The organism is Microbacterium sp. NPDC056052 (assembly GCF_042266785.1).
GTDB lineage: Bacteria > Actinomycetota > Actinomycetes > Actinomycetales > Microbacteriaceae > Microbacterium.
Genome location: NZ_JBHJWV010000001.1, coordinates 561,968 through 575,141 on the forward strand (window position 1 = coordinate 561,968; position 13,174 = coordinate 575,141).

General features: G+C 69.9%; 11 protein-coding genes. All 11 read right to left on the reverse strand.

From position 1 onward, the window contains the following. Nucleotides 1–2: 2 nt before the first annotated feature. The 11 genes from metK to ACFC1J_RS02810 all read right to left on the reverse strand — a co-directional run bounded on the left by metK (nt 3) and on the right by ACFC1J_RS02810 (nt 13,082). Nucleotides 3–1,196 (reverse strand): methionine adenosyltransferase, encoded by a 1,194-nt coding sequence (gene metK, locus ACFC1J_RS02760; RefSeq protein ID WP_375902244.1) that lies wholly within the window; start codon nt 1,194–1,196, stop codon nt 3–5. A 134-nt stretch (nt 1,197–1,330) separates the two neighbouring features. Continuing rightward, entirely contained in the window at nt 1,331–1,585 is a 255-nt protein-coding gene (gene rpoZ, locus ACFC1J_RS02765) for a DNA-directed RNA polymerase subunit omega (RefSeq protein WP_045273081.1), read from the reverse strand. 97 nt (nt 1,586–1,682) lie between these two features. Next, nucleotides 1,683–2,597, reverse strand: coding sequence for a guanylate kinase (gmk, locus tag ACFC1J_RS02770; RefSeq protein WP_375902246.1), 915 nt, complete (start codon nt 2,595–2,597; stop codon nt 1,683–1,685). Further along, nucleotides 2,590–3,444, reverse strand: a complete 855-nt coding sequence (gene pyrF, locus ACFC1J_RS02775; protein ID WP_375902734.1) for an orotidine-5'-phosphate decarboxylase — start codon at nt 3,442–3,444, stop codon at nt 2,590–2,592. The genes gmk and pyrF overlap by 8 nt, the downstream gene beginning before the upstream one ends. Before the next feature lie 2 nt (nt 3,445–3,446). After that, nucleotides 3,447–6,734: a carbamoyl-phosphate synthase large subunit gene (carB, locus tag ACFC1J_RS02780; RefSeq protein ID WP_375902248.1), complete on the reverse strand. Its 3,288-nt coding sequence runs from the start codon at nt 6,732–6,734 to the stop codon at nt 3,447–3,449. Beyond that, a complete protein-coding gene (gene carA / locus ACFC1J_RS02785) occupies nt 6,734–7,942 on the reverse strand; it encodes a glutamine-hydrolyzing carbamoyl-phosphate synthase small subunit (RefSeq protein ID WP_375902249.1) in 1,209 nt (402 codons plus the stop codon). Before carA ends, carB begins: the two co-directional genes overlap by 1 nt. Beyond that, nucleotides 7,939–8,478, reverse strand: a complete 540-nt coding sequence (locus tag ACFC1J_RS02790; RefSeq protein ID WP_375902251.1) for a hypothetical protein — start codon at nt 8,476–8,478, stop codon at nt 7,939–7,941. The genes carA and ACFC1J_RS02790 overlap by 4 nt, the downstream gene beginning before the upstream one ends. After that, nucleotides 8,475–9,803: a dihydroorotase gene (locus tag ACFC1J_RS02795; protein ID WP_375902253.1), complete on the reverse strand. Its 1,329-nt coding sequence runs from the start codon at nt 9,801–9,803 to the stop codon at nt 8,475–8,477. Before ACFC1J_RS02795 ends, ACFC1J_RS02790 begins: the two co-directional genes overlap by 4 nt. After that, complete coding sequence (locus ACFC1J_RS02800) at nt 9,800–10,807, reverse strand: aspartate carbamoyltransferase catalytic subunit (protein ID WP_375902255.1); 1,008 nt, start codon at nt 10,805–10,807, stop codon at nt 9,800–9,802. Before ACFC1J_RS02800 ends, ACFC1J_RS02795 begins: the two co-directional genes overlap by 4 nt. Next, nucleotides 10,804–11,343: a bifunctional pyr operon transcriptional regulator/uracil phosphoribosyltransferase PyrR gene (gene pyrR / locus ACFC1J_RS02805; RefSeq protein ID WP_375902257.1), complete on the reverse strand. Its 540-nt coding sequence runs from the start codon at nt 11,341–11,343 to the stop codon at nt 10,804–10,806. Before pyrR ends, ACFC1J_RS02800 begins: the two co-directional genes overlap by 4 nt. A gap of 158 nt (nt 11,344–11,501) precedes the next feature. Beyond that, a complete protein-coding gene (locus ACFC1J_RS02810; RefSeq protein WP_375902259.1) occupies nt 11,502–13,082 on the reverse strand; it encodes a Rieske 2Fe-2S domain-containing protein in 1,581 nt (526 codons plus the stop codon). Nucleotides 13,083–13,174: the final 92 nt, after the last annotated feature.

Genomic DNA, 13,174 nt, shown 5'->3' on the forward strand with positions numbered 1-13,174 from the left:
GATCAGAGGCCGGCGGCGCGGCGCAGGTCGTCGGCGCGCGTCGTCTGCTCCCAGGTGAACGTCGGCAGCTCACGGCCGAAGTGCCCGTAGGCCGCGGTAGCGGCGTAGATCGGTCGCAGCAGATCCAGCTCCTCGATGATCGCCTGCGGGCGCAGGTCGAAGACCGAGCGGATGGCGCGGGTGATCGTCTCGTCGTCGACCTTGCCGGTGCCGAACGTCTCCACGTACAGTCCCACGGGCTGCGCGACGCCGATCGCGTAGGCGACCTGCACCTCGAGCCGGTCGGCGAGTCCCGCCGCGACCGCGTTCTTGGCGACCCAGCGCATCGCGTAGGCGCCGGAGCGGTCGACCTTGGACGGGTCCTTCCCGCTGAAGGCCCCGCCGCCGTGCCGTGCGGCTCCGCCGTAGGTGTCGATGATGATCTTGCGACCGGTGAGGCCCGCATCGCCCTTCGGTCCGCCGGTCACGAACGGGCCGGCGGGGTTGATGTAGTGCGTGACGCCGTCGAGGTCGAGCCCCGTCGTGGCGAGCACGGGATCGATCACGTGCTCGCGGACGAGCGCCTTGAGCTCTTCCTGCGAGATCTCCGGGTTGTGCTGGGTGGACAGCACCACCGCGTCGACCGTCTTCGGGGTGAAGCCGTCGTAGCCGAGGGTCACCTGGGTCTTGCCGTCGGGGCGCAGGAACGGCAGCGTGCCGTCGCGGCGCACCTCGGTCAGGCGCTCCGCGAGGCGATGCGCGGTCCACGCCGCCATCGGCATGAGCTGCGGCGTCTCGGTCGTGGCGAAGCCGAACATGATGCCCTGGTCGCCGGCGCCCAGGAGGTCCCTGGGGTCCGAGGAACCGCCCTCGCGGTGCTCGCGCGCCTGGTCCACACCGCTCGCGATGTCGGCCGACTGCTCCCCCACCGACACGCTCACGCCACAGGAAGAGCCGTCGAACCCGGTGTCGCTCGAGGTGTAGCCGATGCCGTTGACGACGTCGCGGACGATCGTCGGGATGTCGACGTAGCCGGAGGTGCGGATCTCCCCCGCGACGTGCACGAGACCGGTCGTCACGAGCGTCTCCACAGCGACGCGGGCGCCGGTGTCCACCGAGAGCAGGCCGTCCAGGATCGAGTCGGAGATCTGGTCGCAGATCTTGTCGGGGTGCCCCTCGGTGACGGACTCGGAGGTGAACAGACGCAACGCGCTCATCGGTGCTCCTTGGTGTGGAGGGCGGTCGGATGGGGCGGGATGCGCCCCTGGCAGCGGGCCGGTGCGCCCGAGCCCAGTATGGACGGAGCCGCCGACATCCACGGACGGGATGACGGCGGCTCCGGAGGGTCGGCTCACTCCGCGTGGCGGATGCGGAGCTTGTCCTCGTTGATCTCGTGCAGCGCGATGGTCAGCGGCTTGTCCTCGACCGAGGAGTCGACCAGCGGGCCCACGTTGTCGAACAGGTTGCCCTCGTGCAGGTCGGAGTAGTAGTCGTTGATCTGACGCGCGCGCTTGGACGCGTAGATGACGAGCTCGTACTTGGACTCGACGCGGTCGAGCAGGTTGTCGATGGGCGGGTCGATGATGCCGTTGTTGTGTCCGGCCATGGTGGACCTCCTGTTGGTGGGATGTTCGGCGACGCGTGTCGCGAAGAATTCGGGCGTGCGCACCGGCCCCGGACGAGTTCAGGACCGGAGAGAGCGGTCAGCGCGCAGACGCCGAGGACAATTCTACGACCTCTCGGGCGGCGGTGGCGACGTCCTCGTTCACGACCCGGTGATCGAACTCCGACTGAGAGGCCAGTTCGACCTTCGCCGTGCGCAGGCGCCTGGCACGTTCCTCCGCGTCCTCGGTGCCCCGGCCGACCAGTCTCTGCACGAGCTCGTCCCAGGACGGGGGCAGCAGGAACACGAGGTTCGCAGACGGATCCGCGGCCCGCACCTGCCTGGCGCCCTGCAGGTCGATCTCCAGCAGCACGGTCTTGCCCTCGCCCAGCGCCGCCTCGATCGGCTTACGCGGAGTGCCGTAGCGGAACCGGTTGTGCACGGTCGCGTGCTCGAGCAGTTCGCCGGCCGCGACCATGCGATCGAACTCGGCGTCGTCGACGAAGAAGTAGTGCACGCCGTCCTGTTCCCCCGGACGCGGCGCGCGCGTGGTCGCGGAGACGGACAGGTGGATCTCGGGATGGTTCTCGCGGATGTGCGCCGCGACCGTGCCCTTGCCGACCGCGGTCGGCCCCGCCAGCACGAGCAGCCTGCTGCGTCCGTCGCGGGGCGCGGGCTGCGGGAACCGGGCGTCGACCCACTGGCGCAGCGCCAGCTGCTGGCGGGATCCGAGGCCCCCGAGCCGCTTGACCGGTGAGATCTGCAGCTCGGCGAGGATGCGATCGCGCTTGCCTGCGCCGATCGCGGGCAGGGCGGTGAGGAAGTCCGGCACGCGCAGCGTTCCCGCCGTCGATAGCGGGTCGGCCGCGGCTGCGGTCAGGACATCCTGCGGAGCGATCACTCGCATGGTCAGATCGCGCTTCAGAGACGCCCGCGCGCGGCGGCGCTCGACCGCTCGGCGCGCAGCGGCGACGCGATCGACCTCGGGGACTGCGCGTCCTGCCGGTTCAACCACCCATGACCTCCTGGTAGCGCGCGGCGCGCTCTTCGATCGTCGCTGCGATCCGGTCCGGACCAGCGGACAGGATGCTCCGGCTTTCGGAAGCCAGGACGTTACCAGCCAGCGTACCGAATCTCGAACGCAGATCCGCGGGCGTCGCTCCCTGTGCGCCGAATCCGGGGGCGAGCAGCGGCACCGTCCGCAGCGTGTCGTCGTCCAGCGCGAACTCCGCCCGGTCGATGGTCGCGCCGATCACCAGGCCGACGGATCCGAGTCCGCCTTCAAGCGCGTCGTAGGCCGTGACGTCGCGGGTGATGCGCAGCGCGGTGGTCTCCCCTTGCGTCGTGGCGAGCGCCGCGGGGACGAGCGCCTGCTGCACGGGCGCCCCCTCGGGGTTGCTCGTCGCGGCGAGCACGAACACGCCCTTGCCCGCGGGAAGCGCGCGGGTGATCGCCTCCGCGAGCGACCCGCCACCGAGGTAGGGGCTGATCGTGAGCGCATCGGCTTCGAGCGGCGCGCCCGGCTCGAGCCACGCCTGCGCGTAGCCGGCCATGGTCGTGCCGATGTCGCCGCGCTTCGCGTCGGCGACGACCAGGAGCCCCGCCGCGCGCGCCGCCGACATCACGTCCTCCAGCGCGGCGAAGCCACGGGATCCGAAGCGCTCGAAGAACGACACCTGCGGCTTGACCATGCCCACGCGCCCTGCGGCGGCCTCGACCGTGGTGAGCCCGAACGCACGCACGCCGTCGGCCGTCTGGGGCAGGCCCCAGACGTCCAGCAGTGCCTCGTGCGGGTCGATGCCCACGCACAGCGGACCGTGCGCGTCGAGCGCCCGGCGCAGCCGCGCTCCGAAAGACGTCACGGTCACGCGCGCGCCAGCCGGTCCTGGGCGTACTCCTGGAGGCTGCGGACCTCGAAGCCCTTGTCGGCCGCGTCCATCCCGCTCACGGCGGCGCCGAGCGTCGCGATCGTGGTGAACAGCGCCTTGTCCGCGGCGACGGCGGCTGCGCGGATCTCGTAGCCGTCGGCGCGTGCGGCGCCGCCGGACGGCGTGTTCACGATGATGTCGATCGCGCCCTGGTCGATCAGGTCGACGATGTTCGTCTCGCCGCTCGCCTGGGTCTCGCTGTACTTCTCCACGACGGTCACCGGGATGCCGTTGCGCGAGAGGATCTCCGCGGTGCCCGTGGTCGCCACGATCGTGAACCCGAGCTGGTGCAGCCGGTGCGCGGGCAGGATGACGGCGCGCTTGTCGGCGTCGGCGACGGAGATGAACACGGTGCCGGAGGTCGGCGTCCCCCCGTAGGCCGCGGCCTGGCTCTTCGCGAACGCGGTCGGGAAGTCGCGGTCGATGCCCATGACCTCACCGGTCGAGCGCATCTCCGGGCCGAGCACGGAGTCGACGACGCGGCCGTCGGCGGTGCGGAACCGCTTGAACGGCAGCACGGCCTCCTTGACCGAGACCGGCGAGCCCAGCGGCACGCGCGATCCGTCGTTCTCGGGCAGCAGGCCCTCGTCCTTGAGCGCGGCGATCGTGGTTCCCGACAGGATGCGGCTCGCCGCCTTCGCGAGCGGGATGCCCAGCGCCTTCGACACGAACGGCACGGTGCGGCTCGCACGCGGGTTCGCCTCGATGACGTAGAGCACGCCGGCGCTGATCGCGAACTGCACGTTGAGCAGGCCCCGCACGCCCACGCCCTCGGCGATCGCGAGCGTCGCCTCGCGCACCCGGTCGATGTCGGTGCGTCCGAGCGAGACCGGCGGCAGGGTGCAGCTCGAGTCGCCGGAGTGGATGCCGGCCTCCTCGAGGTGCTCCATGACGCCGCCGATGTAGAGCTCGTCGCCGTCGTACAGCGCGTCCACGTCGATCTCGATCGCGTCGTCGAGGAAGCGGTCGACCAGCAGGGGCTTGCCCTCCTCGATGATGACCTCACCCGCCGTGCGCACGAAGTAGTCGCGCAGCGCAGGGGTGTCGTAGACGATCTCCATGCCGCGCCCGCCGAGCACGAAGCTCGGGCGCACCAGCACCGGGTAGCCGATCTCCTCGGCCACCGCGACCGCGCCGTCCACGTCGATCGCCGTGCCGTTGCGCGGGGCGACGAGGCCGGCGTCGTCGAGCAGCCGCGAGAACAGTTCGCGCTCCTCGGCGAGATCGATGGCCTCCGGGCTCGTGCCGAGCACCGTGTAGCCGGCCGCCTCGATGCCCTTCGCGAGCCCCAGCGGGGTCTGTCCGCCGAGCTGGCAGACGACGCCGAGGATCGTGCCGCTCTGCGCCTCCGCGTGCAGCACCTCGAGCACGTCCTCCAGCGTGAGCGGCTCGAAGTAGAGCCGGTCGGAGGTGTCGTAGTCGGTGGACACGGTCTCCGGGTTGCAGTTGACCATCACGGTCTCGAAACCGGCGTCCGAGAGCGCGAAGGAGGCGTGCACGCACGAGTAGTCGAACTCGACGCCCTGGCCGATGCGGTTCGGGCCGGAGCCGATGATGACGACCTTGGTGCGCTCGGACGGCGTGACCTCGGTCTCGCTGTCGTAGCTGGAGTAGTGATACGGCGTGAGCGCGGGGAACTCCCCCGCGCAGGTGTCGACCGTCTTGTAGACCGGACGGATGCCGAGCCCGTGCCGGACGCCCCGCACCTCGGCCTCGCTCACGCCACGGAGCTCTGCGAACTGCGCGTCGGAGAAGCCGTGGTCCTTGCCGAGCCGGATCGTGTCGGCGTCGAGCTCCGGGGCCGTGCGGATCTGCTCGGCGACCTCGTTGATCAGCACCATCTGGTCGATGAACCAGGGGTCGATCGCGGTGGCCTCGAACGCCTGCTCGATCGTCGCGCCCTTGCGCAGCGCCTGCTGCAGCACCACGATCCGGCCGTCGGTCGGCGTCTTCGAGATCTCCAGGAGCTCCTCCACGCTGCGGCTCTCCGCGCCCCAGTGGAACGAGGATCCGCGCTTCTCCAGCGAACGGAGCGCCTTCTGCAGCGCCGTCGTGTAGTTGCGCCCGATCGCCATGGCCTCGCCGACCGACTTCATGGTCGTGGTGAGCGTGGCGTCGGCGGCAGGGAACTTCTCGAACGCGAACCGCGGCGCCTTGACGACGACGTAGTCGAGCGTGGGCTCGAAGCTCGCCGGGGTCACGCCGGTGATGTCGTTCGGGATCTCGTCCAGGCGGTAGCCGAGCGCGAGCTTGGCCGCGAGCTTGGCGATCGGGAAGCCGGTCGCCTTCGATGCGAGCGCCGAGGAGCGGGACACGCGGGGGTTCATCTCGATGACGATGACGCGGCCGTTCTCGGGGTTCACCGCGAACTGGATGTTGCAGCCGCCGGTGTCCACGCCGACGGCGCGGATGATGTCGATCCCGATGTCGCGCAGGTTCTGGTACTCGCGGTCGGTGAGCGTGAGCGCCGGGGCGACCGTGATCGAGTCGCCGGTGTGCACGCCGACCGGGTCGACGTTCTCGATCGAGCAGACCACGACCGTGTTGTCGGCGGTGTCGCGCATGAGCTCGAGCTCGTACTCCTTCCAGCCGAGGATCGACTCCTCCAGGAGCACCTCGGTCGTGGGCGAGTCGTGCAGACCTGCGCCGCCGATCCGGCGCAAGTCCTTCTCGTCGTAGGCGAAACCGGATCCGAGTCCGCCCATCGTGAAGGAGGGGCGCACGACCAGCGGGTAGCCGAGCTTCTCGGCGCCTTCGAGCAGCTCGTCCATCGTGTGGCAGATCACCGACGCGGCGACGTCGGCGCCCGCGTCGAGCACGAGCTGCTTGAAGATCTGGCGGTCCTCGCCCTTCTGGATCGCGTCGACCTTCGCGCCGATGAGCTCGACGCCGTACTTCTCCAGGATTCCGCGCTCGTGCAGCGCCATGGCCGCGTTCAGCGCCGTCTGGCCGCCCAGGGTGGGCAGGATCGCGTCCGGCTTCTCCTTGGCGATGATGGTCTCGATGACCTCGGGGGTGATCGGCTCGATGTACGTCGCGTCTGCGAAGTCCGGGTCGGTCATGATCGTGGCCGGGTTCGAGTTCACGAGGATGACGCGGACGCCCTCCTCGCGCAGGACGCGGCAGGCCTGGGTGCCGGAGTAGTCGAACTCGCAGGCCTGACCGATGACGATCGGGCCGGATCCGATGACGAGGACGGAGTGGATGTCGTCGCGCTTGGGCATTACTTGCTGTCCTTCGTGGAAGTCGGTGTCGCGTGCTTCGTCTCGTCGCTGCGCTCCTCGCTCAGCAACCGGTCGGTCTGGTCCTGGCGGACCAGCTCTGCGAACCTGTCGAAGAGGTAGTTGGCGTCGTGCGGGCCGGCGGCGGCCTCGGGGTGGTACTGCACCGAGAAGGCCGGGATGTCGAGGGCGCGGAGTCCCTCGACCACCTGGTCGTTGAGGCCGACGTGGCTGACCTCGACCTTGCCGTAGCCGTGCGGGCTGTCGAAGGATCCCTCGATGGGCGCCTCGACCGCGAAGCCGTGGTTGTGCGCGGTGATCTCGACCCGGCCGGTGGCCTTGTCCAGCACCGGCTGGTTGATGCCACGGTGCCCGAACGTGAGCTTGTAGGTACCGAGCCCGAGGGCGCGGCCGAACAGCTGATTGCCGAAGCAGATCCCGAAGTACGGCAGACCCGCGTCCAGCACCTCGCGGAGCACCGCGACCTGCGCGTCCGACGCGGAGGGGTCGCCGGGGCCGTTCGAGTAGAACACGGCGACCGGCTCGATGGCCGCGATGTCCGCGAACGTGGAGGACTGCGGCAGCACGTGCACGTCGAACCCGCGCGCGGCGAGGTTGTCGAGCGTGGACTGCTTGACGCCGAGGTCGAGCACGGCGAGGTTCCCGATCCGCTCCCCCGTCGCCGGCGTGATCTCCGCGTATTCGACGGAGACCGCGGCGGAGAGGTTCTGACCGGCCATCTCCGGCGCGGCGGTCACGCGGCGCAGCTGCTCGTCGGCGTCCAGCGCGGCGTCCGCACCGGAGAAGATGCCGCCGCGCATGGATCCGGCCGAGCGGATGTGGCGGGTGACGGCGCGGGTGTCGATGCCGCTGATGCCGACGATGCCGTCGCGCACGAGGGTGTCGTCGAGCGAGGCGTTCGCACGCCAGTTCGACACGACGCGCGAGGGGTCGCGCACGATGTACCCGGCGACCCAGATGCGTCGGGACTCGGGGTCCTCGTCGTTCATCCCGGTGTTGCCGATATGCGGCGCCGTCTGCATCACGATCTGGCCCGCGTAGGACGGATCGGTGAGGGTCTCCTGGTAGCCGGACATCCCGGTCGCGAAGACGACCTCGCCCAGCGTGGTGCCGTGGGCGCCGTAGGCGCGCCCGACGTGGCGCGTGCCGTCCTCGAGGACGAGCACGGCGGAGTCGTGGGGAAGGGTCATGCGGATTCTCCTGTCGCGGAGGCAGCGTCGGGGCGCTGCGAGCTGATGAGTCGCTGGAGGTCGGTGAGCGCGGCGCCGGAGGCATCGGTGTTGCCGATGTCGCCGGTGACGCGGAGATAGCTGTCGACGACGCTGCCCTCGTCCGTGCGCCAGGCGAGGCGGATGAGGCCGCCCGGCTCGACGACCCGGTCGATCGTGACGGTGGCACGATCCGCCTCGATCAGCCGCGTCGACGCGAGGAACACGGTCGGCGAGCCGTCGAGGCTGAGCGCCGCGCCGCGGTCCGTGATGGTGAGCTCGCCGCGGGCGCGGTAGACGAGCGGGCGGACGGCGAGGCGCTCGAGGGAGTGGTCGTGCTTGGTCGTCGCGACGTACAGGGTCTCGTAGCGGGCCTGCACCTCCGCGTGCTCCGGCACGCCGATCGGCGCGGTGAGGCCGGAGTCCCGGCGCAACCGTGCGCGCCACGCGAGCACGCCGCCGAGGATCAGCAGCAGGGCGACCGCGAGGACGACGGATCCGGCGATCTGCTGGTTCACGAGCGTGCTCCCGCGGGTCGCCGGGACTCCCCGAGGTCGGCCAGCACGCCGTCCTCGAGCGTCACGTACCCGTGGTGCACCGTCCAGAGGACCTTGCCCGGAAGGTCGCGGCCGAGATACGGCGAGTTCGTGCTCTGCCCGTGCAGGTCCGATTCGGCGAAGACGCCGACCGCGTCGGCGTCGTAGAGCGCGAACTCCGCCGGCTGCCCGGCGGCGATCGGCGTCCCGTGACCGGCCAGGGATCCGATCCGCGCGGGAGCGGAGCTCATCACGCGCGCGACGTCGGTCCAGTCCAGCAGCCCGGTCTGCACCATCGCCTGGTGCACGACGCGCAGTGCGGACTCGAGGCCCACCATGCCGTTGGCGGCGGCCTGCCACTCGCAGGCCTTCGCCTCGCTGGGGTGCGGGGCGTGGTCCGTCGCGACGATGTCGATCGTGCCGTCGGCGAGGCCCTCGCGCACCGCGAGCATGTCCTCCTGGGTGCGCAGCGGCGGGTTGACCTTGAATCGCGCGTCATAGCCGCGGGCGAGCTCGTCGGTCAGCAGCAGGTGGTGCGGGGTGACCTCTGCGGTCACGGCGACACCGCGCTTCTTCGCCCAGCGGATGAGCTCGACCGAGCCGGCCGTGGAGAGATGGCAGACGTGCAGCCGGGAGCCGACGTGCTCGGCGAGCAGGATGTCGCGCGCGATGATCGACTCCTCGGCGACCGCGGGCCAGCCGGTGAGGCCGAGCTCCGCGGAGACGGCCCCCTCGTTCAGCTGGGCGCCCTCGGTGAGCCGGGGATCCTGCGCGTGCTGCGCGATCACGCCGTCGAAGGCCTTCACATATTCGAGGGCCCGGCGCATGATGAGCGGATCCCACACGCAGAAGCCGTCGTCGCTGAAGACGCGGACGTTCGCTCGCGAGGAGGCCATCGCGCCGAGCTCGGCGAGCCGCTCGCCCTTCTGCCCGACAGTGACGGCGCCGATGGGCTGCACCGTGGCGTAGCCGGCGGCCTCGCCGAGGGCGAGCTCCTGCTCCACCACGCCGGCCGAGTCGGCGACGGGCGAGGTGTTGGGCATGGCGAACACGGCGGTGAAGCCGCCGGCGGCCGCCGCGCGGGTTCCGGACAGGACGGTCTCGCTGGCTTCGTAGCCGGGCTCGCGCAGGTGCGTGTGCAGGTCGACCAGGCCGGGCAGCGCGACCAGGCCCTCGGCGTCGATCACGCGCGCGCCGGCGGCGGAGAGGCCGGATCCGACCTCGGCGATCCGCCCGTCCTGGACGAGGATGTCCGCGGAATCAGCGCCGAGGATCTTCGCGCCTCGGAAAAGCAGGCTCTCGGTCATCGGTCTCCTCGATTCATCTCGAACTCCTCGGTCGCAGCGCTCGTCCCTGTCCTGTCCGGCTCGGGGCGCTCCCCCGCCAGCAGCAGATACAGCGCCGCCATCCGCACGGACACGCCGTTCGTGACCTGCTCCAGCACGGTGGAGCGGGCGGAGTCGGCGGCGTCGGAGGAGATCTCCAGTCCGCGGTTCATCGGACCGGGGTGCATCACGATCGTATCGTCGGGCAGCCGCCGCAGCCGCGCCGCGTCCAGCCCCCACCGGCGGGTGTACTCGCGCTCGGAGGGGAAGAAGGCCGCATGCATGCGCTCGAGCTGGATCCGCAGCATCATCACGGCGTCCGGCTCCTCGACCAGCGCCGCATCCAGGTCGTACAGGACGCGTGCCGGCCAGGCCGTGACGTCCTGAGGGATCAGCGTCGGCGGGGTGACCAGCGTGACCTCCGCGCCGAGCGTCGAGAGCAGCCAGACGTTGGAGCGCGCCACGCGGGAGTGGAGAACGTCTCCGACGATCACGACGCGCACTCCGCTGAGGTCGCGGCCGCGGCTGTCCGTCCCGAAGCGGCGCTTGCGGATCGTGTAGGCGTCGAGCAGAGCCTGGGTGGGATGCTCGTGCGTGCCGTCGCCCGCGTTCACGACGCCGGCCGAGATCCAGCCGCTCGTGGCGAGCGTGCGCGGGGCGCCGGACGCGGGGTGCCGAACGACCACGGCGTCGGCGCCGATCGCCTCCAGTGTCTGGGCCGTGTCCTTGAGGCTCTCGCCCTTGGAGACGCTGGACCCCTTGGCGGCGAAGTTGATCACGTCGGCGGAGAGCCGCTTGGCGGCGGCCTCGAAAGAGATGCGCGTGCGGGTGGAGTCTTCGAAGAAGAGGTTCACCACGGTCTTGCCGCGGAGGGTCGGCAGCTTCTTGACCTCGCGGGACTGCGTGTCCGCCATGTCCTCGGCGATGTCGAGGATGCGCATCGCATCCTCGCGCGCGAGCGTCCTGGTGTCGAGCAAGTGCCTCATTCGTCGCCTCCCTCGATCGAGACGTATTCCTCGCCGTCGTCCTCGCGCAGGCGCACGTTGACGCGCTCGGCGCGGGAGGAGGGGATGTTCTTGCCGACGAAGTCGGGACGGATCGGCAGCTCGCGGTGTCCGCGGTCGACGAGGATCGCGAGGCGCACCACGGCGGGGCGGCCGACGGACTGCAGCGCGTCGAGGGCGGCGCGGATGCTGCGGCCGGAGAAGAGCACGTCGTCGACCAGGACGACGGTCTTCCCGTCGATGCCGCCGGCCGGGATCTGCGTGCGGTGCGGCGATCGCGTCGGGTGCTTCGCGAGGTCGTCGCGGAAGAGCGTGACGTCGAGCGATCCGACCGGGACCGCGGTCTGCGCGATCTCCGTGATCAGCAGCGCGAGGCGCTCGGCGAGCGGAACACCGCGGGTGGGGATGCCCAGGAGGATCAGATCCTCCGCTCCCCGGTTGGATTCGAGGATCTCGTGGGCGATGCGCGTCAAGGCGCGCCTGATGTCGGCTTCCTGCAGCACGGTACGTGCGCTCATCTGCCGGCTCCCTTCTCCGCCTCACGGGACGGTGTTAAAGGTTGCTTCTGAAGACGGGTCCAGTCTAGCGGAGACGATCAGAGCGCGAGACACCACACCGTGCACGAAACACCACGTCACACGCGACGTCTCGTGCAGGATGTGGTGTCTTGCGCGTGTCAGGACGCTTCGCTGAGCGCAGCCTCGGTGACCGGATCGATCTGCGTGGCCCGGATCGGGTGCCCGCTCGTGGACAGGCAGCGGCCCGTCTTCAGATCCCACTTCCAGTCGTGCATGCTGCAGGTGAGTACGCCCTCATCGTCGACGGATCCGGTGCGGGTCAGGTCGGCGCGCAGGTGCGGGCAGCGTCGCTGCACGATCCAGTCGCCGACCTCGGCGTCCTCGGTCTGATCGGTCTGCTCCTGGTACCAGTTCTCGACGTACTCGATCCGGTCGACGGACAGGCACTTGAGGAAGGTCGTGAGGAACTCGTTGAACTTCCCGCTGCGTCCGACGGAGAACTGCATGGACAGGAAGATCGAGTTCGACCAGTCGATCTCGTGGTCGGCGATGTTGGTGGAGACCAGATCGGCGGGGATCGTGTACCAGTAGATGCACTCCTCCCCCGCGTACTCGCGCACCTTGGCCTTGGGGAAGTCGACCACCATGTCGAGCTCGCCGATGCGGAAGCGGACGTTGCCGCCCACGCCGAGCCGGATGGTGCGGGACTTCTTGAGCAGCGGTTCCCACCACTCCTTGATCGCGGCGAGCATCTCCTCCGGAGGAAGGACCGGCGAGCGACGGGCCTCCTCGTCGCGGAGCTCCTGCTGCCGGGCGGCGCGCTGCTCCTCGAGGTAGTCCCACTTCTCGTCGAAGATGTGACGCAGCTCGTCCTCGGTGTAGAGGGTCTGCTCGACCGACGCGATCTCCCGGTTCTCGAGGGCCACCACGGTCCCCGGCACGAACAGGTGCCCGTCGTACTGCGGGGCGAGCTCGTTCATGTGCGCGAGGAACTGCTTCTGATCCGTGAAGATCGACTCGCCGTTGCGGCCGATGCCGTTGAAGTCGAAGAGCTCGTCGCGGAGGAACATCGGCGGGCCCGCCATCGGGAAGACGTGCGGGGCATCGACCTTCTCGATGTAGTACATCGCGCGCTTGTTCTGCGCCTCGCGCTTGAGGCGGGCGAAGTTCTGCTTGGCGTCGAGCGGCAGGTCGTAGACCATGGGCCACCAGATCGCACCGGACACCTGCGTGAAGTAGGCGTCGGGCTTGCCGAACGTGAGGAGCCGTTCGAGGTCGAGCGGGTGCGAGTCGTTCTGGTTCAGCACCGAACCGGAGCCGTCGTCGACGCTGAGCGAGGAGTCGCCGATCGGGCCGTCGCTGGGGGCGCGCAGCGGCGTGATCATGATCTTGAGCGCACCGCGCTCGATGATCTCACCGGCCGGCGCGTAGGTGATGTTCTCGTACCCGAGGGCACGGAGATCCTTCTCCAGGTCGTCGGTCGGGTACTCCGGCAGGAGAACCTCGATGTCCTTGCGGATGTAGCGCTCGAGCAGTCGCGGGTCGAAGTGGTCGCGGTGCCGGTGCGACACGTAGAGGAAGTCGGCCTCGCGTCCGAGACGCTCCCAGTCGAGGCCGCGGTTGTCGGGGAACGGGAACCAGGATCCGTAGAAGGACGGGCCGAGCACGGGGTCGCAGATGATGTTCCCGCCGACCGTTTCGATGAACATCCCGGCATGCCCGAGTCCCGTGATCCGCATGTTTCTCCTCCTGTGTGGACCTGTCGATCCTACCGGGGCCATCCTTGTCGGGCCTGGAGACGGCCCGTGCATAACCGGATCCGACAGCCGTG

Bases quoted from the DNA above. Each gene is read 5' to 3' on its own strand.
- metK (WP_375902244.1), bottom strand. From the start codon at position 1,196: ATGAGCGCGTTGCGTCTGTTCACCTCCGAGTCCGTCACCGAGGGGCAC.
- rpoZ (WP_045273081.1), bottom strand. From the start codon at position 1,585: ATGGCCGGACACAACAACGGCATCATCGACCCGCCCATCGACAACCTG.
- carB (WP_375902248.1), bottom strand. From the start codon at position 6,734: ATGCCCAAGCGCGACGACATCCACTCCGTCCTCGTCATCGGATCCGGC.
- carA (WP_375902249.1), bottom strand. From the start codon at position 7,942: ATGACCCTTCCCCACGACTCCGCCGTGCTCGTCCTCGAGGACGGCACG.
- ACFC1J_RS02795 (WP_375902253.1), bottom strand. From the start codon at position 9,803: ATGACCGAGAGCCTGCTTTTCCGAGGCGCGAAGATCCTCGGCGCTGAT.
- ACFC1J_RS02800 (WP_375902255.1), bottom strand. From the start codon at position 10,807: ATGAGGCACTTGCTCGACACCAGGACGCTCGCGCGCGAGGATGCGATG.
- pyrR (WP_375902257.1), bottom strand. From the start codon at position 11,343: ATGAGCGCACGTACCGTGCTGCAGGAAGCCGACATCAGGCGCGCCTTG.
- ACFC1J_RS02810 (WP_375902259.1), bottom strand. From the start codon at position 13,082: ATGCGGATCACGGGACTCGGGCATGCCGGGATGTTCATCGAAACGGTC.